This window comes from Benzoatithermus flavus (genome assembly GCF_037908215.1).
Classification (GTDB): Bacteria; Pseudomonadota; Alphaproteobacteria; order Geminicoccales; family Geminicoccaceae; genus Benzoatithermus; species Benzoatithermus flavus.
The window spans coordinates 66,567-88,455 of the sequence record NZ_JBBLZC010000008.1 but is presented as its reverse complement, the minus strand read 5'-3'; the positions used below and the strand labels follow the sequence as shown (position 1 = coordinate 88,455).

26 protein-coding genes are annotated in these 21,889 nt (G+C 69.7%); 16 read left to right on the top strand and 10 right to left on the bottom strand.

The genetic code is table 11. The features are described 5' to 3' along the window. Positions 1 to 74: 74 nt before the first annotated feature. Positions 75 to 350, top strand: a complete 276-nt coding sequence (locus U1T56_RS10015) for an HU family DNA-binding protein (RefSeq protein ID WP_418159323.1) — start codon at positions 75 to 77, stop codon at positions 348 to 350. A 144-nt stretch (positions 351 to 494) separates the two neighbouring features. After that, the gene (locus tag U1T56_RS10010) at positions 495 to 1,631 is read left to right on the top strand and encodes an aminotransferase class V-fold PLP-dependent enzyme (protein WP_418159322.1); all 1,137 of its coding nucleotides are present in this window, start codon (positions 495 to 497) and stop codon (positions 1,629 to 1,631) included. Positions 1,632 to 1,653: 22 nt separating this feature from the next. Here U1T56_RS10010 and U1T56_RS10005 read toward each other — a convergent pair whose 3' ends face one another. The 3 genes from U1T56_RS10005 to U1T56_RS09995 form a co-directional block, all read right to left on the bottom strand. Next, on the bottom strand, positions 1,654 to 2,367 hold the full coding sequence (locus U1T56_RS10005; protein WP_418159321.1) for a phosphoadenylyl-sulfate reductase: 714 nt from the start codon (positions 2,365 to 2,367) through the stop codon (positions 1,654 to 1,656). A gap of 91 nt (positions 2,368 to 2,458) precedes the next feature. Beyond that, positions 2,459 to 2,854, bottom strand: coding sequence for a cytochrome c3 family protein (locus U1T56_RS10000; protein WP_418159320.1), 396 nt, complete (start codon positions 2,852 to 2,854; stop codon positions 2,459 to 2,461). Between the two features lie 5 nt (positions 2,855 to 2,859). Further along, positions 2,860 to 3,579, bottom strand: a complete 720-nt coding sequence (locus U1T56_RS09995) for a hypothetical protein (protein ID WP_418159319.1) — start codon at positions 3,577 to 3,579, stop codon at positions 2,860 to 2,862. Here U1T56_RS09995 and U1T56_RS09990 point away from each other — a divergent pair. From U1T56_RS09990 to U1T56_RS09980, 3 genes are all read left to right on the top strand, one after another. Next, a complete protein-coding gene (locus tag U1T56_RS09990; RefSeq protein ID WP_418159318.1) occupies positions 3,578 to 3,730 on the top strand; it encodes a hypothetical protein in 153 nt (50 codons plus the stop codon). The genes U1T56_RS09995 and U1T56_RS09990 overlap by 2 nt on opposite strands. Positions 3,731 to 3,775: 45 nt before the next feature. Next, entirely contained in the window at positions 3,776 to 4,411 is a 636-nt protein-coding gene (locus U1T56_RS09985; protein WP_418159317.1) for a LysE family translocator, read from the top strand. Between the two features lie 64 nt (positions 4,412 to 4,475). Next, positions 4,476 to 4,685 (top strand): hypothetical protein, encoded by a 210-nt coding sequence (locus tag U1T56_RS09980; protein ID WP_418159316.1) that lies wholly within the window; start codon positions 4,476 to 4,478, stop codon positions 4,683 to 4,685. A 9-nt stretch (positions 4,686 to 4,694) separates the two neighbouring features. On the opposite strand, the gene U1T56_RS09975 is transcribed toward U1T56_RS09980, so the two are convergent. The 4 genes from U1T56_RS09975 to ald form a co-directional block, all read right to left on the bottom strand. Then, a complete protein-coding gene (locus tag U1T56_RS09975) occupies positions 4,695 to 5,342 on the bottom strand; it encodes a LolA family protein (protein WP_418159315.1) in 648 nt (215 codons plus the stop codon). A gap of 42 nt (positions 5,343 to 5,384) precedes the next feature. Next, positions 5,385 to 8,090 (bottom strand): DNA translocase FtsK, encoded by a 2,706-nt coding sequence (locus U1T56_RS09970; protein ID WP_418159314.1) that lies wholly within the window; start codon positions 8,088 to 8,090, stop codon positions 5,385 to 5,387. 21 nt (positions 8,091 to 8,111) lie between these two features. Then, entirely contained in the window at positions 8,112 to 9,335 is a 1,224-nt protein-coding gene (locus U1T56_RS09965; protein ID WP_418159313.1) for an aminotransferase class I/II-fold pyridoxal phosphate-dependent enzyme, read from the bottom strand. 139 nt (positions 9,336 to 9,474) lie between these two features. After that, positions 9,475 to 10,596: an alanine dehydrogenase gene (gene ald / locus U1T56_RS09960; RefSeq protein WP_418159312.1), complete on the bottom strand. Its 1,122-nt coding sequence runs from the start codon at positions 10,594 to 10,596 to the stop codon at positions 9,475 to 9,477. A 227-nt stretch (positions 10,597 to 10,823) separates the two neighbouring features. Here ald and U1T56_RS09955 point away from each other — a divergent pair, with 227 nt between their 5' ends. The 5 genes from U1T56_RS09955 to U1T56_RS09935 all read left to right on the top strand — a co-directional run bounded on the left by U1T56_RS09955 (position 10,824) and on the right by U1T56_RS09935 (position 14,578). Then, positions 10,824 to 11,300, top strand: coding sequence for a hypothetical protein (locus tag U1T56_RS09955; protein ID WP_418159311.1), 477 nt, complete (start codon positions 10,824 to 10,826; stop codon positions 11,298 to 11,300). Continuing rightward, entirely contained in the window at positions 11,297 to 11,866 is a 570-nt protein-coding gene (locus U1T56_RS09950; RefSeq protein ID WP_418159310.1) for a hypothetical protein, read from the top strand. Before U1T56_RS09955 ends, U1T56_RS09950 begins: the two co-directional genes overlap by 4 nt. Before the next feature lie 6 nt (positions 11,867 to 11,872). After that, positions 11,873 to 12,913 carry a TAXI family TRAP transporter solute-binding subunit gene (locus U1T56_RS09945; protein ID WP_418159309.1) on the top strand — a complete coding sequence of 347 codons (1,041 nt, stop codon included), beginning with the start codon at positions 11,873 to 11,875 and terminating at the stop codon, positions 12,911 to 12,913. A gap of 76 nt (positions 12,914 to 12,989) precedes the next feature. Beyond that, positions 12,990 to 13,757, top strand: a complete 768-nt coding sequence (locus tag U1T56_RS09940; RefSeq protein ID WP_418159428.1) for an ABC transporter ATP-binding protein — start codon at positions 12,990 to 12,992, stop codon at positions 13,755 to 13,757. Next, on the top strand, positions 13,754 to 14,578 hold the full coding sequence (locus U1T56_RS09935; protein WP_418159308.1) for an ABC transporter permease: 825 nt from the start codon (positions 13,754 to 13,756) through the stop codon (positions 14,576 to 14,578). The genes U1T56_RS09940 and U1T56_RS09935 overlap by 4 nt, the downstream gene beginning before the upstream one ends. A gap of 156 nt (positions 14,579 to 14,734) precedes the next feature. Here the strand turns inward: U1T56_RS09935 and pgeF are convergent, their stop codons facing one another. From pgeF to lgt, 3 genes are read right to left on the bottom strand one after another with little or no spacing between them, the layout of a single operon-like run. Further along, positions 14,735 to 15,505, bottom strand: a complete 771-nt coding sequence (gene pgeF / locus U1T56_RS09930; protein ID WP_418159307.1) for a peptidoglycan editing factor PgeF — start codon at positions 15,503 to 15,505, stop codon at positions 14,735 to 14,737. Continuing rightward, entirely contained in the window at positions 15,502 to 16,608 is a 1,107-nt protein-coding gene (locus U1T56_RS09925) for a class I SAM-dependent methyltransferase (protein ID WP_418159306.1), read from the bottom strand. The genes pgeF and U1T56_RS09925 overlap by 4 nt, the downstream gene beginning before the upstream one ends. Continuing rightward, positions 16,605 to 17,426, bottom strand: a complete 822-nt coding sequence (lgt, locus tag U1T56_RS09920; protein WP_418159305.1) for a prolipoprotein diacylglyceryl transferase — start codon at positions 17,424 to 17,426, stop codon at positions 16,605 to 16,607. Before lgt ends, U1T56_RS09925 begins: the two co-directional genes overlap by 4 nt. A 155-nt stretch (positions 17,427 to 17,581) precedes the next feature. On the opposite strand from lgt, the gene U1T56_RS09915 reads away from it, so the two are divergent. From U1T56_RS09915 to U1T56_RS09890, 6 genes are all read left to right on the top strand, one after another. Continuing rightward, the gene (locus U1T56_RS09915) at positions 17,582 to 17,911 is read left to right on the top strand and encodes an accessory factor UbiK family protein (protein WP_418159304.1); all 330 of its coding nucleotides are present in this window, start codon (positions 17,582 to 17,584) and stop codon (positions 17,909 to 17,911) included. Between the two features lie 159 nt (positions 17,912 to 18,070). After that, positions 18,071 to 18,580, top strand: a complete 510-nt coding sequence (locus U1T56_RS09910) for a type III secretion system chaperone family protein (RefSeq protein WP_418159303.1) — start codon at positions 18,071 to 18,073, stop codon at positions 18,578 to 18,580. Continuing rightward, positions 18,580 to 19,404, top strand: a complete 825-nt coding sequence (proC, locus tag U1T56_RS09905) for a pyrroline-5-carboxylate reductase (protein ID WP_418159302.1) — start codon at positions 18,580 to 18,582, stop codon at positions 19,402 to 19,404. The genes U1T56_RS09910 and proC overlap by 1 nt, the downstream gene beginning before the upstream one ends. Before the next feature lie 50 nt (positions 19,405 to 19,454). Continuing rightward, the gene (locus U1T56_RS09900; RefSeq protein ID WP_418159301.1) at positions 19,455 to 20,087 is read left to right on the top strand and encodes a hypothetical protein; all 633 of its coding nucleotides are present in this window, start codon (positions 19,455 to 19,457) and stop codon (positions 20,085 to 20,087) included. A 103-nt stretch (positions 20,088 to 20,190) separates the two neighbouring features. Beyond that, the gene (locus U1T56_RS09895; protein WP_418159300.1) at positions 20,191 to 20,988 is read left to right on the top strand and encodes an ABC transporter ATP-binding protein; all 798 of its coding nucleotides are present in this window, start codon (positions 20,191 to 20,193) and stop codon (positions 20,986 to 20,988) included. 62 nt (positions 20,989 to 21,050) lie between these two features. Next, on the top strand, positions 21,051 to 21,839 hold the full coding sequence (locus U1T56_RS09890) for an ABC transporter substrate-binding protein (protein WP_418159299.1): 789 nt from the start codon (positions 21,051 to 21,053) through the stop codon (positions 21,837 to 21,839). Positions 21,840 to 21,889: the final 50 nt, after the last annotated feature.

Here is a 21,889-nt window from a genome sequence, read left to right as displayed (position 1 = left end):
ACGAAACGGTTTGCAACTGTCGGCATTCATGATATGGCGTCTTTTCGCATTGGACATGCGAGGGGAGTGCGTTGATGACCCTGGATGAGCTGAACACTGCCGTAGCGACCGAGACCGGGATGAAGAAGACCGAGGCTTCCAAGGCGGTGGCGGCCGTTCTCCACGGCATCCAGAATGCGCTGAAGCAGAACGGCAAGGTCGCGATCGCCGGGTTCGGGACGTTCGAGGTGGTCGACCGCCCCGAGCGCGAAGGTCGCAACCCGCAGACCGGCCAGACCATCAAGATCGCCGCCAGCAAGGCCGTGAAGTTCAAGCCCGGCAAGGGCCTGCGGGACGCGATCAACGCCTGAGCCGCCGTCCGTCGGGCCGGTCCGCCCGGCCTGCGCCGGCACGAGACGGGGCCGCACTGCGCAAGGCCGCAGTGCGGCCCCGTTCGATACGGCGACCGGCTCGGCAGCGAGCCCGATGTCGCCGCGGATTCGAGCCCGTTCCTTATGTCTCTAGCCTGCCAGCGTCATCTGTTCGATCTGCCGCGCGAGATCGCCTACCTCAACGCCGCCTACATGACCCCGTCCCTGCGGGCGGTGACCCGAGCCGGGATCGAAGGCGTGGAGCGCAAGGCGCGGCCTTGGACGGTAGCACCCGAGGACTTTTTCACCGGCAGCGAGCGTGCCCGCGGCCTGTTCGCGGGTCTGATCGGCGCCACGCCGGACGATATCGCCATCGTTCCGGCGGCGAGCTACGGTCTCGCCATCGCCGCGGCCAACCTGCCGCTGGGCAAGGGACGGCGCATCGTGGGGCTGCGCGACCAGTTCCCGTCCAACGTCTATTGCTGGCAACGCCTCGCCCGCGAGCGGGAGGCCGAGCTCGTGCTGGTCGAGGCCGGCGAGGACGGTGACCTGACGACGGCGGTGCTGGCCGCCCTCGACGAGCGTGCCGCCATCGCCGCCTTGCCGCACTGCCGCTGGACCGACGGCCGGCTGGTCAATCTCGTGCGGGTGGGGGAGCGCTGCCGGGCAATCGGCGCGGCCCTGGTGATCGATGCGACCCAGTCCGTGGGCGCCTGGCCGCTCGACGTGCGGCAGGTGCGGCCCGACTTCCTGGTCGTCGCCGGCTACAAATGGCTGCTCGGCCCCTACAGCCTGGGCTATCTCTATGTCGATCCGCGCCGGCAGGACGGGCGGCCGCTCGAGGACAACTGGATCACCCGCGCAGGTGCCGAGGACTTCACCCGCCTCGTCGACTACGAGGAGGCGTCGGCTCCCGGTGCCCGACGGTTCGACGTCGGAGAGCGCAGCAATTTCGCGTTGATGCCGATGAGCATCGCCGCCCTCGAGCAGATCCGGGCCTGGGGTGTGGAGGCGATCGCGGCGACGCTCTCGGCCCTGACCCGCGACATCGCCGCACGCGTGCGCCCGCTCGGCCTCGAGGCCGTGCCGGAGCATCTGCGTGCCGGTCACTATCTCGGCCTGCGCCTGCCGCCGGGAGCGCCCGTCGACCTGACGCGCCGCCTCGCCGCCCGGCAGGTTCACGTCAGCGCGCGGGGCGACCGGCTACGGGTCACGCCGCATCTCTACAACGACGAGGCGGACATCGACCGCTTCGTGGAGGCGCTTGCGGCCTCTCTTTGAAGGAGCGCCGCCGGCCGGCGGCTCAGCTCCGGTGGATGCCGCACTCGGTCTTGTCGAGGTGCCACCAGCGGCCGGCGCGCACGTCCTCGCCTTCCTTGACCGCACGCGTGCAGGGCGCGCAGCCGATCGAAGGATAGCCGCGTGCCACCAGAGGATGGAGCGGCAACTGCCGCAGGCGGCGGTAGTGCCGGATGTCCTCGAGGGACCAGGAAGCCAGCGGGTTGAGCTTGAGCAGGCCCGTGACCGGGTCGGCCTCGACCGCCGGCAGGGCTGCCCGCAGGCCGCCCTGGAACCGCTTGCGGCCGGTGATCCAGCCCACGAAGCCCCGAAGCGCCCGGTCGAGCGGCTCGGTCTTGCGGATGTGGCAGCACATGTCGGCCTCGCGGCGCCAGAGGTCGCCCTTGCCGTCGAAGCGGGCGAGATCGGCCGGATCGGGCCGGATCACGCGCACGTCCTCGAGCCCGAGCCAGCGCACGAGTTCGTCCTTGTAAGCCAGCGTCTCCGGGAACAGCTTGCCGGTCTCGAGAAAGATTACCGGCGTACGTCGGTCGATGCTCGCCACCATGTCGAGCAGCACGGCACTTTCGGCGCCGAACGAGGACACCAGAGCGATCCGGCCCGCACAAGGCCCGGTCAGAGCCGCACGGAGCAGTGCTAGACCTTCCAGCCCGTCCCAGGCCTCGCGCGCCCAGTCGAGCGAGATCCGGCTTTCCCTCTCGGCGGAGACGATATCCACGCCCCATCCCCCATCAACGGATATGGCTGGGGTTCATTTACTCACACGGACATAGAATGTAAATATGGCTTTTTAACAAAAAAATACCGTTTTATCTTTCTTGCAACCGAACCGGGCGCGCGCGGGCGACATGGCAGGCAACGCACGCCTTGACCGGTCCCGCCTTCGCGCCCGTCGCCTGCTCGCGGCGGTGGCAGTCCGTACAGAAGGCGTGGAACACGGTGTCGATCCGACGCGCTTCGGTGGTGCCCCAGGCCTTGTGGCAGGCGAGACAGGGCTTGGTGCCGAGGCCACGCTCGCGGAAATTGTGATGACAGGTCGTGCAGTTCACGCCGGTGTGGAACTTGTGATCGAAGCGGGTCGGCAGGAGCGGGCGCTCGGCGATCCGCTCGAGCCGCAGCCCCGAGCCGAGCCACAAGACGCCGGCCGTGACGAGGCCGGCCGAGGCGAGAAGGGCGACACGGAATGGGATGGAAAGTGCGCGCATCGGCCTCAGCCCCGCAGAAGGCGGACCACGTGGGGTGCCGTGGCGAGGAGCACGGCAATGGCGCCGATCAGGGCCGAGATGCGCAGCATTCCCCGCGCTCCCGCTCGGCTGAAGGGCTCCGAGGCGGCGGGTGCCGGCCGACGCTCGCGAAAACCGCCCAAGCGATCCGAGAGCGCCGGCGCCGGGAGCGCCAGGAACACGAGGGCGAGGAGGCCGTAGCGCCACGAGTCCAGGAGCTTCGAGCTCGAAGCCAGCACGTGCCAGGTCGTGAGAGTGCTCGCGGCGATGCCGCTCCAGGCATGAAAGGTCCGGCTGCGCGCGCCCAGGCGCAGCCGCCGCGGCAGCGCCGGCTCGCGGCTCGTGACCGCGAGCACGAAGGCGAGCGCTGCCAGGACACCTGCGAGCACGTGGAGCGGCATCATCCAGCCGAGATAGTCGAGCATGAAGGGATCGCCCGCGACCATCGTCAGAACGTGCGCCAGAACGAGCGCAAGAGCGAGATTGCCCGCGATCCGGTGCAGCGAGAACCGGTAGGGCGTGAGATGGCTCCGGCGCGGCACGACGCGGAAGGTCAGGACGGTGGCAGCGACGGCGGCATAGCCGAGGCTGGCCGCGACCTCCCAGAGAGGCTCGTAGGCGACCAGAGGCGGGCAGAGGAGGACGAGGAGAAAGGCAGCGAGCAGGACGACGCCCGTTGCGTCGAGGGGAGCCGCGAGCGGGATCATGCGGGTCGAAGCCGTCGGCCGCGAGGTTGCGCGGGGCGCCTGCATCGTCGCGGCGGCGAGCGGGCGCACGGACGCGATAGAGGTAAACCAGGAGTGCCAGACCGAACAGACCCGCCGCAAGGGCATGGCGAGACGGCTCGCGGCATGGTAAGTGCGGCGCGGCCGGGGTCGGTCCGGCTCCCTCGGAGAACCACCCGTGACCATGCCCGAAGCCCTCGTCGCCTTCAGCCTCGCGGCGGCGCTCCTGACGATGACACCGGGGCTCGACACCGCGCTCGTGCTGCGGACGGCGGGCGTGGAAGGTCCCAGGCAGGCGCTGCTCGCGGGCCTCGGCGTATGCGGAGGCTGCCTTGCCTGGGGTGCGGCCGTCGCGGTCGGGCTGGGTGCGCTCTTGAGCGTCTCCGAGTTCGCCTACACCGTGCTCCGTTGGGCCGGCGCCCTCTATCTCCTGTGGCTCGGCTGGACCATGCTGCGGCAGGCGCGGGATGGTCTCGCGGCCGAGGGCAGTACCGGTATCCCTCCTGCGACGGGTGGGCAGCGCTGGTTCGTGCGCGGCCTTCTCACCAACCTGCTCAACCCCAAGGTCGGCGTGTTCTACGTCACCTTCCTGCCGCAGTTCTTGCCAGCCGGGGTTCCGGCCACGAGCTTCATGCTGCTGCTGGCGGCGGTCCACGCGCTCTTGAGCATGGTCTGGTTCGCGGCTCTGGTCGCGGCGACCCGACCCCTGGGCCGCCTGCTCCGCCGCGCCGCCGTGGTGCGGACCCTCGATCGGGTGACGGGCGGGGTCCTGATCGCTTTCGGCCTGCGCCTGGCGCTCGAGAGCCGCCGCTGAGACGGCACCGCTCGGGCTCGCCGGCGGTTGAGGCCGGCCTGCCCGTCAGCCCGGAGTGGAGGCGATGACCACGCCCGAACCCGACCCGATCCTGCTCGCGCGCGTCGCGATCATGGACGCGATCGACGCCGTGATCCGCGCACGGGCAGCCGAGTCCGAAATTTCCGACGCCCTGCTCGCGATCCTGATCGACGAGCGCAACCGCATCGCCCGCCTGCTCGGCCGGCCCGAGTTCACCGCACCCGATCTGCTCGCCCGCGGGGTGGACGACTGACGGGCGGCTTCAGTCCTCGGGCCAGCCGAAGAGCTGGGGGTCGCGCCAGACGAAGAGCTTGCGGTCGAGCGGCATGCCGGTCTGGACCTGGCTCAGCGTGATCGTGGTGGTGAGTCCTTGCGCATCGGTCACGGTCCAGCGGCGCAGCTCGAGCGGCCGCTTGGCGAGCGTCAGCACGACCTGGCCCTGGTCCGGCTCCTTCGTGCGCACGAGCACGAGGTCGATCTCGCCCTCGCGCTCGCGCACGGCCTCGACAGTGACGTCGCCTTCGAGCTTGACCTCCTTGTCCAGAACGAAGCCCAAAGGGGTCTCGGCGAGCGGGATGACGTTCACCTGCTTGATGCTGCCGTCGTAGAAGATCAGCCGCCAGTCGCCGGGTGCCACGAGCAGGATCTTGGACGGCGGATCGTAGTCGAAGCGCATGCCGCCACGGTCGCGATCGATGTAGAGCTTCCCGGTCGACAGGCTGCCGTCCGGGGCGATCTGCTGGAAGTCGGCAGCGAGGGTGTGGATGCCGTTGAAATAGGTCTCGACCCGCTGCACGATCTCCTGTTGGCCCGGCACCAGGGCGGCCGCAGCGGGGCGGAGCAGGCCCATGACCGCCGTGGCGAGGGCGAGCGAGGCGAGCCCCCGCCGGGTGAGAGCGATGCGCTGCATGGGTGCCCTGGATTCCTTCGATGTCCGATGATGCTGCCGGGCTCAGAACGGGTCGTCGGTGGGCTCGGTGCCGTCCACGCCGCCACGGCCCATCAGCACCTGGCGTCGACCGACATGGTCGGCCCGGCTGATCAGGCCCTCGTTCTCCATGCGCTCGATGAGCTTGGCGGCGCTGTTGTAGCCGATCGACAGCTTGCGCTGAAGATAGCTGGTCGAGGCCTTGCCGTCGCGCGCCACGATTTGGACCGCCTGGTTGTAGAGGGCGTCGCCACCGGCGCTCGAGCCGTCGAACAGAGCCCCGTCGGCTCCGCCGGCACTCTCGCCGCCGCTCTCGGGATCCTCGGTCACTTCCGCGTGATAGTCGGGCTCGCCCTGGGTCTTGAGGTGGCGGACCACCTGCTCGACCTCGGCGTCGGTGACCAGCGCCCCGTGGATGCGACTGATCCGATCGCCCGGCATCAGGTAGAGCATGTCGCCCTGGCCCAGGAGCTGCTCCGCACCCGGCTCGCCCAAGATGGTGCGGCTGTCGATCTTGGAGCTGACGCGGAAGCTGATCCGGGACGGCAGGTTCGCCTTGATGACGCCGGTGAGCACGTCGACCGAAGGCCGCTGCGTGGCGACGATGAGATGCACGCCGGCGGCACGGGCTTTTTGCGACAGGCGCTGGATCGCGTTCTCGATCTCCTTGCCGGCCGTGAGCATGAGGTCCGCCACCTCGTCGACGATGACGACGATGAGCGGGAGCGGTTTCATCTCGATCGGCTGCTCCTCGAAGATCGGCACACCGGTGCCGGGCTCGAAGCCGGTGCGCACGCGCCGCTTCAGCTCCTCGCCGCGCGCCTTGGCCTGGAGGATGCGCTTGTTGAAGGCGAAGATGTCGCGCACGCCGAGGTGCGACATCAGCCGGTAGCGCTCGTCCATCTGCCGCACGACCCACTTCAAGGCCACCACCGCCTTGGGCGGATCGGTGACGACGGGGGCCAGGAGGTGCGGGATGTCCTCGTAGACCGAGAGTTCGATCACCTTGGGGTCGATCATGATCAGCCGCAGCTCGTCCGGGCGCAGCCGGTAGAGCAGCGAGAGGATCATGGCGTTGATCGCGACCGACTTGCCCGAGCCCGTGGTGCCGGCGATGAGGAGATGCGGCATCCGTGCCAGGTCGGCCACGATCGGATTGCCGGCGATGTCCTTGCCCAGCGCCAGCGGCAGTCGGGCGCCGCTGCCGCGATAGGCTTCGGCCTCGAGCAGCTCGCGCAGGTAGACGGTCTGACGCTTGTCGTTCGGCAGCTCGATGCCGATGACGTTTCGCCCCGGCACCACGGCCACACGCACCGAGAGCGCGCACAAACTGCGTGCGATGTCGTCGGCGAGGCTGATGACGCGTGCCGCGCGGGTGCCGGGTGCCGGCTCGAGCTCGAACAGGGTGACGACCGGGCCGGGCTTGGCGTCGATGATCTCGCCGCGCACACCGAAATCGTCGAGCACGGTCTCGAGCTGGCGCGAGGTCTCCATGAGCGCCTGCGGCGAGTGGTTGGGCTGGGCCGCGTTCGCGACCGAGGCCAAAAGATCGAGGCCGGGCAGCTCGAAATCGTGCGCGCCCTCGTGTTCCGGCGCCGGCGGCGGCGCTGCCGGCCGGGCAATGCCGGCCTTGGCCTCGGCAGCGGGCCCGAAGGCCCGCTGGAGCGACGGCTCGACCGTTGCGGCCCGCGTCCGCTCCACGACCGGCTCCATCCGGGGTGCTGCCGGCCGCTCGGTCGGCTCGTCCTCCGCTTCGGAGGCAGAGGAGCGTGGACGGCGGGCGCGGATCGTCGGCAGCGGTTCGTCGCCGTCGCCGAGCGGGGCGACCTGCGGGCGTCGCCGTTCGGGCACGGATGATGCGGCCTCGTTGGCCATCTCGTCGGGTCCGGCCTCTCGATCGCCGCCGAACGGGCGCCCGGCGAGGCCGCGTCCGACCGGGCCGGCCATGGCGGGCTCGCGGCGCAGGCGCCGCCGCAGGGACACCGGTTCCGACGCATCGTCCTCGATCTCGTCCACCGCGGGCCGCAACGCCGTCGGCCGCCGCAGCCGGCCGAGGTCGAAGCCGCGCCAGCCCTCGCGCACGAGCCGGCCCGACCGGAGCGTGGCGGCGCCCGCGGCATCACCGAGGCGACGACCGACCCAGAGCGACACGGCACCCACACGGCTCGCGGCCCAGATGCCCTCCGCCCAGCGGACGCCGAGCGCCGTGGCGCCACACAGAAGCGCCAGGGCCAGGCTGGCCCAGGCGAAGGCCGTCGAGCCGATCATCGGCTCGAGCCAGCGCCATTCGAGATCGCCGACCGCGCCGCCGAAGCCGACCCGAAGCGGCCAGCTCGATACGGCCGGAAGCGGCAGGGTGGCGAGGAAGCCGGCGAGGCTCATGAGCGCCAACGGCAGGCTCAGGACCGGCAGCCAGGGCCAGCCCAGTCTGCGGCCGAGCACGAGGCGCACCCCCCAGCTCAGGCCCGCGACGACCAGGAGCCAGGCGGCGAGGCCGAAGAGCTGGTAGAGGAGGTCGGCGGCGACGGCACCCGCGATCCCGACCGGGTTGCGAACCGGCTGCGCGGTCGCCTGATTGAGCGACGGGTCGCGCCAGTCGTACCCGAACAGGGCCAGTGCCAGCGCCAGGGCGGTGACGACGGCGACGAGTCCCAAGAGGCGAAGCAGGTTCTCCTTGAGCCGCTCCTTGAGCTGGGTGCTGCCGAAGGCGTCGGCGGTCGATGCAGCCATCAGCTTGTCCCTGGGCAATCGTCAGGACGCCGCCGCCCGCGGACGGCTCGCCTCGCCGAGCACCTCGGCGAAGCGCTCGAGCGCGCGGTCGACGAGCTCGATCCGATCGACGAGCGCCACCCGCACGAACGGGGCACCGGGATTGGTCCCGGCGGCATCCGCACCGGCCGAGAGATAGCCGCCGGGCAGCACCTTCACCCCGGCCTCGCGCCAGAGCCGGCGGCAGGCGGCCTCGCCGTCGCCGACGTCGAGCCAGAGGAAGAACCCGCCCGCCGGGCGGTAGAAGCCGAACCGGCCGGCGAGCCTTCGCTCGGCCAGATCGAACTTCTCGCGGTAGAGGGCACGGTTGGCCTCGACGTGGGTCTCGTCCTGCCAGAGCACGGTGGCCGCGGCCATGAGCGGCAGGGGCTGCACGGGCGAGCCGTAGGCGCGCAAGCGCAGGAGACGGGCGAGGAGCTCGGGATCGCCGGCGATGAAGCCCGAGCGCAGGCCGGGAGCGCTCGAGCGCTTGCTGAGCGAATGGAGGACGACGACGTTCGCGAAACTGCCGTCCTCGGCCCAGGCCGCCTCGAGAGCGCCCGGTGGCGGAGCCGCGTCCCAGAGCTCGCTGTAGCACTCGTCGACGGCGAGGAGGAAATCGTACTCCCGTGCGAGGCGGACGGCACGCCGCAGATAGTCGCGGTCGGCGACGGCACCTTGCGGGTTCGCGGGCGTGCACAGGTAGAACAGGGCCGTGCGGGCGAGGAGTGCCGGCGAAAGCGCCTCGAGATCGGGCAGGAAGCCCGAGGCGGCGGTGGCCGGCAAGAGCACGGGCTCGGCCCCGGCCATGACGGCAGCACCATAATAGACGGCATAGACCGGATCCGGCATCAGCACGACCGGCTTCGGCCCCGACCGATCGGCCGGCACCACGACCGATGGTAGGAGGTAGAGGCCCTCCTTGGTTCCGGCCAGCGGCAGGATCATGCGTTCGGGATCGAGCACATGGGACGGGAGCCCGAAGCGGCGGGTGAGCCAGGCGGCGGCTGCCGCGCGGAATTCGGGTGTCCCGTTCACCGGCGGATAGCGGTTCCACAAGTGTGCATGCGCCGCCACGGTCTCGGCGAGCAGATGCGGCGGGGCGTGCTTGGGCTCGCCGATCGAGAGATCGAAGGCAGGCCCCGCCGGCGCCGGCTCGCCGGCGAGAAGAGCCGCGAGCCGGCGGAACGGGAACTCGGCGAGCCGATCGAGACGGTCGTTGCGCATGCGCTTTCGGCTGGTGGATCTCTGGGCTACAGTTTCCGGTTTAACATCGGCCGGCAAAATCTTGCAACGGCAGCAGGTCGGCGATGTTGCGCCCCATGGCCGCGCCTCTCTCGACGAGAGAAGCGGCCATGGACCGCGCTCAGGCCAGCGCCAGCGCCTGCTTCAGAGGCGTGTAGGCGAGGTCGAGGCTCTTCGCGACCGCCTCGTAGGTCACCCGACCGTGAAGGACGTTGACGCCGTTGGCGAGATGCGGGTCGTCCTGGATGGCTTTGCGATAACCCTTGTTGGCGAGCGCCAGCGTGAAGGGCAGGGTCGCGTTGTTGAGCGCGAAGGTCGAGGTACGCGCCACGGCACCCGGCATGTTGGTGACGCAGTAATGCACCACTCCTTCCTCGACATAGGTCGGGTCGGCATGGGTCGTCGGCCGCGAGGTCTCGGAGCAGCCGCCCTGGTCGATGGCGATGTCGACGAACACCGAGCCGGGGCGCATCTTCCGGATCATGTCGCGGGTGATCAGGCGGGGTGCAGCGGCACCCGGCACCAGCACGGCGCCGATGACGAGATCGGCCGTGGTGACGTGCTGCTCGATCGCATCGACGGTGGAGTAGATCGTGTTGAGCATCGGGCCGAACTGGAGATCGAGCTCGTAGAGCCGATCCAGGCTCTTGTCGATGACGTAGACTTGGGCCTCCATGCCCATTGCCATGCGGATCGCGTTGGTGCCGGACACGCCGCCGCCCAGGACCACGACCTTGGCCGCGTGCACGCCGGGCACGCCGCCGAGCAGGATACCGGCCCCGCCCTGCATCTTCTCGAGGAGGTGCGCTCCTACCTGCACGCTCATCCGGCCCGCGACCTCGCTCATGGGGGCCAGCAGCGGCAGGCGGCCGCGGGCGTCGGTCACGGTCTCGTACGCGATCGCGACACAGCCCGACTGCACCAGCCCCTCCGCCTGCGGCAGGTCGGCAGCGAGATGAAGGTAGGTGAAGAGGATCTGGTCCTCGCGCAGGAGTCGGTATTCGCTCGTCTGCGGCTCCTTCACCTTCACGATCATCTCGGCGAGCGAGAAGATCTCCTCGGCCGTGTCCACGACCCTCGCCCCGGCGGCGCGGTAAGCGTCGTCGTCGAAGCCGATTCCCGTCCCGGCCCCGGTCTGCACCATCACCTGATGGCCGTGATGGGTCAGCTCGCGCACGCTCGACGGCACGAGGCCCACACGGTATTCGTGGGTCTTGATCTCCTTGGGGACACCGATCAGCATCGACGGCTCCTTTTCACGTTCGGCCCTGATTTTCGCTGCCGCGGAAAGCACCTAGCAGCAACGGATTGGAAACTGTGCCTCTCGGGGCTATTCCTACCTGCAATCCAGGCCCGCCGCCATGGCGCGGCTGGCACGGGAGCATCGCGATGCGGGCGAGGTGCAATGATCGCGGCATGGAGTCGAAGCGGCCGGTGCGGAGCCCGCGTCGTGCGCTCTGGCCGATGGCCATGGCATGCATCGTGACGCTCGCCGCTCCTTGCCCCGCGTGGGCCGCCGATCTCCTGGACTCGCTCTACGGGCGCTGGACCACCGGCCAGCCGGCGCCGTTCACCATGACCTGGACTCGGGAGAGAGACGGCTTCGCCGTGCGCTGGACGGTGCCGGGAGGCAGAGAGGCCGACATTCATTTCACGCCCACCAGGCGCCCTGGCGTGTTCGCCGGGCGGACGAACCAGGGCTGGTCGATGTTCGGCCGGGACAAGCCGGTCAATCCTCTGGTCGAGGGCACGCTCTACTGGGCTCGCTCCACCCCGGATGCGGTCTATGTCTATAGCCTCAGCGTCGACGACCGGGGCGCTTTCGTGCTCGACCGCTATGCCTGTCGCAGAGCCGGGCAAGGCCGGCTCGATGTGGCGCTGCAGCGCCGCCTGCCCGATGGCAAGACGGAGGAGATGACCATGCAGCTCGCCAAGGCCGGGCCATGAGCGGCACACCCGTCGCCAGCGCCTTGGTGCTCGGCGTCCTGCTCGGGGGTAGCGCTCCGGGCACGGTCCATGCCGAGCAGCCGCCGCTGGCGCCTCTGATCGGTGCCTTCGTCGGCCGGGCCGAGCAGGTGGACGAGGCCGGCAACCGCGAGCAGCGCGACATCGACGTCGTGATCGCCCCTTACGAGCGCGAGGGCTTGCGGATCACCTGGACCAACGTGACGCTCGTGAACGGGCGGCGCGATGTGCCGGGCGTGAAGCGGCGCAGCGACGAGATCCTGCTCGTGCCCGCACCGGACCGCAGCTTCTATCTGGCCGGGGTCGGCTACGACCCGTTCCACGCCCGGCCCGAGCCGGACCCGATGCGCGGCGATCCCCTGCGCTGGGGCAGCGTCGCGGGCGGCTCGATCGACGTCTACTCCTTCGTCATCCTGGACGATGGCCGCTACGAGCTGCAGATCTTCGAGCGTCGGCCGACCGAGGACGGCATGACGCTCGAGTTCGACCGGATCCTGGATGGCGAAGTCGTGCGCCGGCTGACCGGCCACGCCGTGCGCGCCGAGTAGCGGATCATGCGACACCTCGGCCTGCCGCGCCGTCGCCTCGTGGCCTCGCTCCTGGGTGGCTGCGGGCTGGCTGCCACCGGGTGCCGCTGGACGCTGGCCGACGATGCCCGCTTTCTGCGGATCGGCACCGGCCCGATCACCGGCACCTACTATCCCGTGGGCGAGCTGATCGCGAGCGTGGTGTCGAGCCCGCCCGGCGCCCGCCCGTGCGGGCCGGAGGGCGGCTGCGGCGTTCCGGATCTCGTCGTGGTGGTCCAGACCTCCAAGGGTTCGGTCGACAACGTATCCGCGATCCAGGAGGGACAGATCGAGAGCGGCTTCTCGCAGAGCGACATCGCTTACGGCGCCTTCTCCGGCACGGGCATCTTCGCCGGCCGGCCGCCGATGCAGAACCTGCGGGCGCTGGCGAGCCTCTATCTCGAGAGCGTGCATCTCGTGGCCCGCGCCGGATCCGGCATCGCGAGCGTCGCCGATCTGCGCGGGCAGCGCGTGTCGCTCGATGTCGAAGGCTCCGGCACGCTGGTCGAGGCGCGGCTGATCCTGGACGCTTTCGGCCTCTCGGAGCGGGCGGTGACGCCGGTCTACGCATCCTTGGTCAAGTCGATCGACCTGATGCGCGCGGACGAGCTCGACGCGCTCTTCTTCGTGGGCGGCTACCCGGCTGCAGCGGTGAGCGAGCTCGCCCGGGATACCGGTGCCAAGCTCGTCCCCATCGTCGGTCCCGGGATCGAAGCGCTGCTCGGGAAGCACCGCTTCTTCACGAAGCATACCATTCCGGGCGGCACCTATCCGGGGCTGGACGAGGACACGCCCACGATCGGCGTCGCGGCGCTCTGGCTGGTCTCGGCCGGGCTCGACGAGGATCTCGTCCACGCGATCACCGAAGCGCTCTGGCACCCGAACGCGGCGAAGGTGCTGGCCGCGGGCCACCCCAAAGGCAAGGAGATCCGGCCCGAGGATGCGCTGCGCGGCGTCGCGATTCCGCTCCATCCCGGTGCCGCCCGCTACTACCGTGAGCACGGTATTGCCGAGAACGGCGACGAGTAAGCCTCTGCAGCGGGAAACGAAGGGCCGGAACATGCTCGACGACGCGAAGCTGCTGGCCGCAGCGCCGCAGGAGGCCATGCCGCTCTCGGGCGAGCCGCCGGCGATCCTGGTCGAGGGTCTGAGCAAACGCTACGGCGAGGTGGTCGCCGTGGAAGATCTCGGCTTCACCGTGGGCCGCCGCCGGACCGTGGCGCTCCTGGGTCCCAACGGGGCCGGCAAGACCACGACCATGGCCATGCTCCTGGGCCTTCTGGCGCCCACGAGCGGCACGATCCGCATCCTCGGCGAACTCATGCCCAAGGGCCGGCACAAGGTGCTGCCGCGGATGAACTTCACGAGCCCCTACGTGGACCTGCCGCAGCGGCTCACCGTGCTCCAGAACCTCAAGGTCTATGCCGAGCTCTACGCGGTGCCGCGGCCGAAGGAGCGCATTGCGGCGCTGGCGGCGGCGCTCGACCTCGAAGGTTTCCTGAACCGGCCCTTCGGCCGGCTCTCGGCCGGGCAGAAGACGCGCGTGCTGCTCGCGAAGGCGCTGATCAACGAGCCCGAGCTGCTGCTGCTCGACGAGCCCACGGCCTCGCTCGACCCCGACACGGCCGACCAGATCCGGGGCCATCTCGAGGCCTACCAGGCGCGGACCCACGCCACCGTGCTGTTGGCATCCCACAACATGGGCGAGGTCGAGCGCCTGGCGCATCACGTTCTCATGCTGAAGCAGGGGCGGCTGGTCGATCAGGGCAGTCCTGCGGATCTCCTCGCCCGCTACGGCCGCGACGATCTTGAGGAGGTGTTCCTCGACATCGCCCGCGACCGTCGCCGGCCCGATGGAAGGGAGAGCGCATGAGCCTCGCCGCCGGGATCGAGTTCGGCCCGTCCTTGCGCCGCATCCGCGCCATGCTGCTGCGGCACCTCTATCTTCTCCTCGGCTCCTGGCCGCGGCTCCTCGATCTCGTCTACTGGCCCACGGTGCAGATGATCTTGTGGGGCTTCATTACCCAGTTCCTGGTCGGGCGCTCGAGCTGGGTGGCGCAGGCCTCGGGCGTGTTCCTCTCGGCCGTGCTCCTCTGGGACACGCTGTTCCGCGGCCAGCTCGGCGTTTCTTTATGCTTCCTGGAAGAGCTCTACGCCCGCCATCTCGGGCACCTCTTCGTGAGCCCCCTGCGTCCCGCCGAGCTGGTCCTCGCCAACTTCACGGTGAGCTTCATCCGGGTCCTGATCGGTGTCGGCGGAGCGAGCCTTCTCGCCGTTCCCATCTTCCACTTCTCGCTGATCGGCGCCTTGGGGTGGGCGCTGATCCCGTTCTTCGCCGTCATGATGCTGTTCGGCTGGGCGATCGGGCTCATCATCGCCGGGCTCGTGCTGCGCCTGGGCTTAGGCGCCGAGAATCTCGCCTGGGCCGCGATCTTCTTCATCCAGCCCTTCTCGGCCGTCTACTATCCGATCGCGACCCTGCCCGAGGCTGTGCGCTGGTTCGCCTGGATGCTGCCCTCGGCCCCGGTGTTCGAGGGCATGCGCGCCATCCTGGTCGAGAACCGCTTCGACGCCGGCCTGTTCGGCTACGCGCTCCTGATCCTCGCTCTATGGCTGATCGCCGCCGCCGTGGTCTTCATCCTTCTCTTCCAGAGCGCCCGCCGGCGGGGGCTGCTGCTGCAGAGCGGGGAGTGACGGCAGGGGTCGGTAAGGGGCCATGACCGATGCCAGCATCGGGAAGTGCTTACGGTTGTGGATCGCCAACCCCGGATCATGCATCATGGCAGTTGCCGCGATGAGCGTGTCCGCCATGTCGAGACCATGGCTGCGGTGATAGCAGCTCGAGGCTCTTCACCCCTCCAGCACGATCGCCGAAAGCTGCAGCCCGAACCGCTCCTCGCCGCGCTGGGTGGTGCGACGGAAGCTGAAGAAGAGGTCCTCTTCCGCGCAGGTGTCGTGCGGCAGGAGCTCGATCCGCTCGACCCCGGCCCGGCGCAGGCGTGCCCCGATATAGCCCTTGAGGTCGAAGAGGGCCTTCACCCGGCCGGGAGCCGGCGTGAAGAAGGTGGCACTCGCCGCGTCGGTCTCGGCGAAGCGGGCGACGAACTCGGGGCCGACCTCGTAGGAGGTCCGGCCGATGCAAGGGCCCAGTGCTGCCGTGATCCGGGCCGGATCGGCGCCGAGCTCGATCATGGCGGCGACCGTGGCCTCGACCACGCCCGCGAGCGCCCCCTTCCAGCCGGCGTGCGCAGCACCGACGACCTCGGCCTCGGGATCGGCGAGGAGGAGAGGCCCGCAATCGGCCGTGAGCACGCCCAGGAGCAGACCCGGTCGGTCGGTGACGAGAGCGTCGGCCTCGGGCGCGGCCGCATTGTCCCAGGGCCGACACACCTTCAGCGCTACCGTCCCGTGCACCTGCCGGGCGGTGACGAGGCGTTCGGCCGGAACCCCCAGCGCCTCGGCCGCGAGTGTCCGGTTGCGGGCGACCCGCCACGGGTCGTCGCCGCTGCGTAAGCCCACGTTGAGCGAAGCCCAGACACCCTCGCTGACGCCGCCCCGGCGGGTGAAGAAGGCGTGCCGCACGCCCGGCAGCGCCACGAGCGTCGACGAGCGCAGCATCATGGCTGCCGCTTCTCCTGGAGCGTGAAGCCCGGCGGCACGGGCGCACCGGGCGAGGTGAGCGCCAAGACCTTGAACAGCTCGCCCATCTGCAAAGGATCGATCAGCCGGGCGCAGCCGCTCGCGAGGGCTGCCCGCTGCTCGGGTGTCGCCCGCTCGAGGAGACGCTGCAGGCGCAGCCCGATGCCGAGCCGGCGCAGGAAATCGCCCTGGCTCACCGGCCCGTAGGCGACAGCGCCCGCCGCGACGGCGCGCCGGGCCACCGCGCGGAAATCGACGTGAGCCGAGAGGTCGACCTCGCCTGGCGCTTCGAGCGGATCGACCTTGAGGTGGCGGCGCACGGCCTGAAAGGTGTCGCCGACCATGAACGAGGCATCGCTGCCGTAGTCGATCAGAAGCGCCATGCCGCCCTGGGCCGCGAGCCTGCCGGCCAGGGCCTCGGCCAAAGCTTCCCGCGCCGGGCCGAGCTCGAGGAGCGTGCCCTCGGGCAAGGAATCGGCCCCTTCGGTTGCGATCTCCGGGAACGGCGTCGCGCGGGGGGCGAGGATGAACCGGAAAGCGCTCGCCTCGTCGATGCCGATCAGCCGCTCGCGCCAGCCTCCGCCGTGCCGGACGAACTGGCGGATCGGCAGCGCGTCCAGGAACTCGTTGGCGACGAGAAGGAGCGGCGCATCCTCGGGAATGCTGGCCAGCTCGTCGTGCCAGCGGACCGACAAGCCCGGAAGTGCTGCCGCCTGCCGCTCGCGCAAAGCGGGGCTGGTCTCGACCAGATGGATCGAGGCCGCGGCGAGGAAGCCCGGCACGACGCGCGCAGCCCTGAGCGCGTCTGCCATGAGCGTGCCGCGGCCGGGGCCGAGCTCGGTCACGAGCACGCGCGGCGGCTGCCCGATATCGAGCCAGTGCTGGACGAGGGCGAGCCCGACCAGCTCGCCGAAGAGCTGGCTCACCTCGGGTGCGGTCACGAAATCGCCGGCCGTGCCCAGGGGATCGCGCCGCGGGTAGTAGCCCTTGGTCGGATGCGCTGACGCCAGCGCCATGAAGCGCGCGACCGAGATCGGCCCGTGCTCCCGGATCAGCCGGCGTAGGGGCTGGGCGAGCTCGCTCACCGCGCGGTCTCGAGCCGGCGCCGGCTGCGGTGCCGGCCGTGGAGGACGGCGATGATCCCGGCCAGGAGCATCGGCAGCGACAGGAGCTGGCCCATGGTGATGCCGCCCAGGAGGAAGCCCAGTTGCGCGTCCGGCTCGCGGAAGAACTCGACCGTGATCCGGGCGAGCGCATAGCCGATGAGGAAGATGCCGCCGAGCGTGCCGCGCTGCTCCGGACGGTAAGGCCGGGAGGCGAAGAACAGCATCACGAGGAGCAGCACGATGCCCTCGAGCCCGGCCTCGTAGAGCTGGCTCGGGTGGCGCGGCTCCGGGCCGCCGTTCGGAAACACCACAGCCCACGGCACGTTGCTCGACCGGCCCCACAGCTCGCCGTTGATGAAGTTGGCGATCCGGCCGAGGAACAGGCCGATCGGGGTCACGACCGCGAGCGCGTCGACGATCTCGAGGAAGGGCAGCCTGCGGCTTCTCGCGAACAGGACGGAGGCGGTGATGACGCCCAAAAGGCCGCCGTGGAACGACATGCCGCCGTGCCAGACCGAGAGGATCTCGAGCGGATGGCGGAGATAGTAGCCGGGGTTGTAGAACAGGACGTAGCCGAGCCGCCCGCCCAGGATGATGCCGAGCGTCACGTAGAAGAGGAGATCGTCCACCGCCTCGGGCCCGATGGTCCAGCCCGGACGCTGCACGAGCCGGCGCACGAGCTGCCAGCCCAGGACGATCCCGACGATGTAGGCGAGCGCGTACCAGCGAATCGCGAACGGTCCGATCTGGACCAGCACCGGGTCGATGGCCGGAAAGGGGATGGCGAACAGGGGCAAGGCCGGTCTACTCCGGTGCGGTTGCGCCGTGGACGATCGTGGTCATAGGCGGCGGCCTCCCTCGGGGCAACCCTGGAGACCGGCTTGCGTTGGCGGTCGGCCCGTCCCATATCCTGACGCTGTCCTGACGGACGATGCGCTTCCTGGAGATGGCCATGCAGACCAGCAACCGCCTGTTCGATGATCTTGCCAAGGTCGCGAGCGGGGCCTTCAACACGCTGAGCGGGCTTCGCGAGGAGATCGAGACGCGGGTGCGCGAGCGGGTCGAGCGCATGGCGGCCGACCTCGATCTCGTGACGCGCGAAGAGTTCGACGCGGTGCGGGCGATGGCGGCCAAGGCGCGGGCGGCGCAGGAGGAGCTCGAGGGCAAGCTCGCACGGCTCGAGGCCGAGCTCGAGGAGCTGAAGAAGGCCAGGACGGCGGGCAAGCGTTCCAAGGCCGAGACCGGAAAGGATCGTGACGGAGGCGAAGCGACCGAATCCTGATCCATCCCAGGGTTGACCCTGCCCTTGTAAAGCCTGGTTGCTTTTGGCAGGCTTCGAGCGAAAGGCCGAAGCCGAGTGAGACGGCCTGCGGATCGCCAGGGGACCACCCAGGGCTCGGGCGCAAGACCCGTGCCCGCCACTCGCAAGGAGTGCCCAAGCGTGTCCTCGCTGCACCCCGACGATATTCAAGACGAATCCAGCGCCAACCCGCTCGACCTGGTCGAGAAGCTGGCGGTTGCCAACGACTGGCCGTTCCACCGCCAGAACGAGGAGGAGCTCGCGGCCGAGGTCGCCGGCCAGTGGTGCCACTACAAGCTCTGGTTCTCGTGGCATCCCGAACTCGGCGTGATGCATCTCTCCTGTGCGCTCGACATGAAGGTGCCGAGCAAGAAGCGTAACCCCGTCTACGCGCTCCTCGCCATGGCCAACGAGAAGCTCTGGCTCGGTCACTTCGATCTCTGGTCGGAGGAGGGGCTGCCCGTGTTCCGCCACGCCGTGCTGTTCCGCGAGGGTGCGGTTGCCAGCGGCGAGCTGATCGAGGATCTGGTCGACATCGCGGTCTCGGAGTGCGAGCGCTTCTATCCCGCGTTCCAGTTCGTGATCTGGGGCGGCAAGGAGCCGGCCGAGGCGATCACCGCGGCCCTTCTCGAGACCGAGGGCGAGGCGTGATGCTGGAGGCGGGTCGCCTGCTGCTCCTCGTGGGTGGCGGCAAGATGGGCGAGGCGCTCCTGGTCGGCTGGCTCCGGCACGGTCTCGCGCCCGAGGCCGTGCTGGTGGTCGAGCCGGATGCGGCGAGGCGTCAGGCTCTCGCCACGACGCACGCGGTTCGGGCCGTGGCGGCGCCCGAGGAGCTGCCGGAAGCCGGTACGCTCGGTGCCCTGGTCCTCGCCGTCAAGCCGCAGATGATGGACCGAGCGCTCCCGGCCTATGTGGGGCGGGTGGCGCCGGATACTCTCGTGCTTTCGATCGCGGCGGGAAAGCCCATCGCCTACTTCGAGCGGATGCTCGGGCAGCCGCTCGGCGTGGTCCGCGCCATGCCGAACACGCCCGCCGCCGTGGGCCGAGGTGTCACCGTGCTCTGCGCCAACGCCGCTGCGAGGAAGGAGCAACGGGCGCTCGCCGAGCGCCTGATGGCGGCGGTGGGCGCTACCTACTGGATCGAGGACGAGGAGCTCATGCACGCGGTCACCGCCGTTTCCGGCGGTGGCCCCGCCTACGTGTTCCACCTGATCGAGGCGCTCGCGGCCGCCGGTACCGCGGCGGGCCTGCCAGAGGCGCTCGCGATGGCGCTCGCCCGGGGCACCGTGGTCGGAGCCGGCGAGCTCGCCCGTCTTTCGGACGAGAGCGCCGCCCAGCTCCGGATCAACGTCACGAGCCCGGGCGGGACCACGGCGGAAGCGCTCAAGGTGCTGATGGCCGAGGATCGCGGCCTGATTCCGCTCATGGTCGAGGCCGTGGCCGCAGCGGCGCGCCGCTCGCGCGAGCTGGCCTGAAACCCCGCCCCGGTGGCGGGCGGCCTCGGGACGTGCAGGAGGAAGCCGCGATGGCGGAGAGGACGACAGGACAGAGGCCCGATCTCGTCGAGCTGGCTCTGGCGCTCGTCGCCGAGCGCGGCTGGCGGCATTTGAGCTTCACCGAGATCGCGCGACGCGCGGATGTGCCGCTGTCCCGCGTCTATGCCGAGCTGCCCAACCGCGGCGCGCTGCTCGAGACGTTGAGCCGCCGCCTCGACGGGCAGATGCTCGACGTCAGCATCGTCGATCTCGAAGGCCTTTCGCCGCGCGAGCGCGTGTTCGAGCTCGTGATGCGCCGTTTCGATGCCATGGCGCCCTACAAGGAGGGCTTGCGGGCGCTGGCGCGGGAGGCGGCGGGCGATCTCGAGCTGATCGCCGCGGGCTTGTGCAATCTCGACCGCCTGAGCCGCTGGCTGCTCGACGCCGCCGAGACCGGCGACGGGCCGGCCATGAGCGCCATCGCGCGCAAGATCCTGGCCGGCATCTACGCCCGCGTCTTTCGGGTCTGGCTCGACGACGACACGCCTGACCTTGCGCGCACCCTCGCCGAGCTCGACCGGCGCCTCCAGCAGGCGGAAAGCCTCGCCCACTGGACCCGCGGCTTTCGGCGCCGGCGCGGCCGTGGGGGCGAGGAGACCGCCACGGCACCGACGGCATCCTGAAGCGGCTTTCGGCGGATCCGGCGTTCGTCACGCTTGACAGGTGCAGGAGCCGGCGCGGCAATGGCGGGCCTCAGCCATTGCCGCGAGAAAGGTCGAGCCCAGCATGAGCGCGGACACGCCGGCCCTGGTCGCCGAGGACATCCATAAAAAATTCGGCGACGTCGAGGTCCTGAAGGGTGTGTCGATGACCGCCGCCAAGGGCGACGTCATCGCCATCCTGGGGGCGAGCGGCTCCGGCAAGAGCACCTTCCTGCGCTGCCTCAACCTGCTCGAGATGCCGAACCAGGGGCGGATCGTCGTCTCGGGCGAGGAGATCAGCCTGAAGCCCGGCCGGCACGGCACCCTCGAGCCCGAGGACCGGCGGCAGGTCCAGCGCATCCGTGCCAAGCTCGCCATGGTGTTCCAGAGCTTCAATCTCTGGTCGCACATGACCATCCTCGAGAACGTGATCGAGGCCCCGATCCACGTGCTCAAGGTGCCGCGTAAGGAGGCGATCGAGCGGGCCGAGGCGCTGCTCAGGAAGGTCGGCATCTACGAGCGGCGCAACGCCTATCCCGCCCACGTCTCGGGCGGGCAGCAGCAGCGCGCGGCGATCGCGCGAGCGCTCGCCATGGAGCCCACGGTGATGCTGTTCGACGAGCCGACCTCCGCACTCGATCCCGAGCTCGTGGGCGAGGTCTTGAAGGTGATGCGCGACCTCGCCGCCGAAGGCCGCACCATGCTGGTCGTCACCCACGAGATGGGCTTCGCCCGCGACGTGGCGAGCGAGGTCGTGTTCCTGCACCAGGGCCGGATCGAGGCGGAAGGCCCGCCCAAGGAGATGTTCGGAGCACCCCCGACGGAGCGCTTCCGCCAGTTCCTCGCCAACTTCACCAAGGGCGAGGGTGCTGCGGCGGCTTGACGCCACCATGAGCGCACGCCAACCATGCCGCCCATGGATGAGCCCGGCTTGGGAGAGGTAGGATGGCTCGTTTGACGCGACGGCTGGCGCTGGCGGCGGCCGCGACGCTCGTGGCGCTGGCCGGCTTCGCCGAGGCCAAGGAGTGGAAGAAGGTCAGGATCGGCGTCGAGGGGGCCTATCCGCCGTTCAGCTCGGTCTCGCCCGAGGGCAAGCTGCAAGGCTTCGACATCGACATCGCCTATGCGCTGTGCGAGGCGATGAAGGTCGAGTGCACGCTGGTCCAGCAGGACTGGGACGGCATCATCCCGGCCCTGCTCGCGAAGAAGTACGACGCGATCATCGCCTCGATGTCGATCACCGAGGAGCGCAAGAAGACGGTCGACTTCACGAACAAGTACTATCATACCCCGGCCCGGTTCGTCGCCCGGAAAGACTCCGGGATCCAGATCTCGAAGGAGGGCCTCAAGGGCAAGAAGGTCGGCGTGCAGCGTGCCACGATCCACGACAAGTACATCACCGACAATTTCGGCGACGACGTCGAGGTCGTGCGCTACGGCACGGCCGACGAGGCCAATCTCGATCTCGTCAACGGGCGCATCGATCTCAGGCTCGACGACTCCGTGGCGCTGAGCGAGGGTCTGCTCAAGACCGACAAGGGCAAGGACTTCGAGTTCGTGGGGTCGCCGCTCAACGATCCCAAGTGGTTCGGCGAGGGGGCCGGGATCGCCATCCGCAAGGGCGACACCGACCTCAAGGAGATGTTCAACAAGGCGATCGACCAGATCCGCGCCGACGGCACCTACGAGAAGATCGAGAGGAAGTACTTCGACTTCGACGTCTACGGCAGCTGACCGGCCGAGGAGGGGCGGCCGCCCGGCATTCGCCGATCCGTGAGCCGCCC

What these genes read in the sequence shown, in the direction of transcription:
- U1T56_RS09915 (WP_418159304.1), top strand. Translation starts at nt 17,582, where the DNA reads ATGCAGACCAGCAACCGCCTGTTCGATGATCTTGCCAAGGTCGCGAGC.
- U1T56_RS09965 (WP_418159313.1), bottom strand. Translation starts at nt 9,335, where the DNA reads ATGCGCAACGACCGTCTCGATCGGCTCGCCGAGTTCCCGTTCCGCCGG.
- U1T56_RS09945 (WP_418159309.1), top strand. Translation starts at nt 11,873, where the DNA reads ATGCGACACCTCGGCCTGCCGCGCCGTCGCCTCGTGGCCTCGCTCCTG.
- U1T56_RS09975 (WP_418159315.1), bottom strand. Translation starts at nt 5,342, where the DNA reads ATGCAGCGCATCGCTCTCACCCGGCGGGGGCTCGCCTCGCTCGCCCTC.
- U1T56_RS09900 (WP_418159301.1), top strand. Translation starts at nt 19,455, where the DNA reads ATGGCGGAGAGGACGACAGGACAGAGGCCCGATCTCGTCGAGCTGGCT.
- U1T56_RS09955 (WP_418159311.1), top strand. Translation starts at nt 10,824, where the DNA reads ATGGCATGCATCGTGACGCTCGCCGCTCCTTGCCCCGCGTGGGCCGCC.
- U1T56_RS10000 (WP_418159320.1), bottom strand. Translation starts at nt 2,854, where the DNA reads ATGCGCGCACTTTCCATCCCATTCCGTGTCGCCCTTCTCGCCTCGGCC.
- U1T56_RS09950 (WP_418159310.1), top strand. Translation starts at nt 11,297, where the DNA reads ATGAGCGGCACACCCGTCGCCAGCGCCTTGGTGCTCGGCGTCCTGCTC.
- U1T56_RS10015 (WP_418159323.1), top strand. Translation starts at nt 75, where the DNA reads ATGACCCTGGATGAGCTGAACACTGCCGTAGCGACCGAGACCGGGATG.
- U1T56_RS09970 (WP_418159314.1), bottom strand. Translation starts at nt 8,090, where the DNA reads ATGGCTGCATCGACCGCCGACGCCTTCGGCAGCACCCAGCTCAAGGAG.
- U1T56_RS09935 (WP_418159308.1), top strand. Translation starts at nt 13,754, where the DNA reads ATGAGCCTCGCCGCCGGGATCGAGTTCGGCCCGTCCTTGCGCCGCATC.
- U1T56_RS10010 (WP_418159322.1), top strand. Translation starts at nt 495, where the DNA reads ATGTCTCTAGCCTGCCAGCGTCATCTGTTCGATCTGCCGCGCGAGATC.
- U1T56_RS09895 (WP_418159300.1), top strand. Translation starts at nt 20,191, where the DNA reads ATGAGCGCGGACACGCCGGCCCTGGTCGCCGAGGACATCCATAAAAAA.
- U1T56_RS09990 (WP_418159318.1), top strand. Translation starts at nt 3,578, where the DNA reads ATGCGGGTCGAAGCCGTCGGCCGCGAGGTTGCGCGGGGCGCCTGCATC.
- proC (WP_418159302.1), top strand. Translation starts at nt 18,580, where the DNA reads ATGCTGGAGGCGGGTCGCCTGCTGCTCCTCGTGGGTGGCGGCAAGATG.
- U1T56_RS09940 (WP_418159428.1), top strand. Translation starts at nt 12,990, where the DNA reads ATGCCGCTCTCGGGCGAGCCGCCGGCGATCCTGGTCGAGGGTCTGAGC.
- U1T56_RS09890 (WP_418159299.1), top strand. Translation starts at nt 21,051, where the DNA reads ATGGCTCGTTTGACGCGACGGCTGGCGCTGGCGGCGGCCGCGACGCTC.
- pgeF (WP_418159307.1), bottom strand. Translation starts at nt 15,505, where the DNA reads ATGATGCTGCGCTCGTCGACGCTCGTGGCGCTGCCGGGCGTGCGGCAC.
- ald (WP_418159312.1), bottom strand. Translation starts at nt 10,596, where the DNA reads ATGCTGATCGGTGTCCCCAAGGAGATCAAGACCCACGAATACCGTGTG.
- U1T56_RS09995 (WP_418159319.1), bottom strand. Translation starts at nt 3,579, where the DNA reads ATGATCCCGCTCGCGGCTCCCCTCGACGCAACGGGCGTCGTCCTGCTC.
- U1T56_RS09980 (WP_418159316.1), top strand. Translation starts at nt 4,476, where the DNA reads ATGACCACGCCCGAACCCGACCCGATCCTGCTCGCGCGCGTCGCGATC.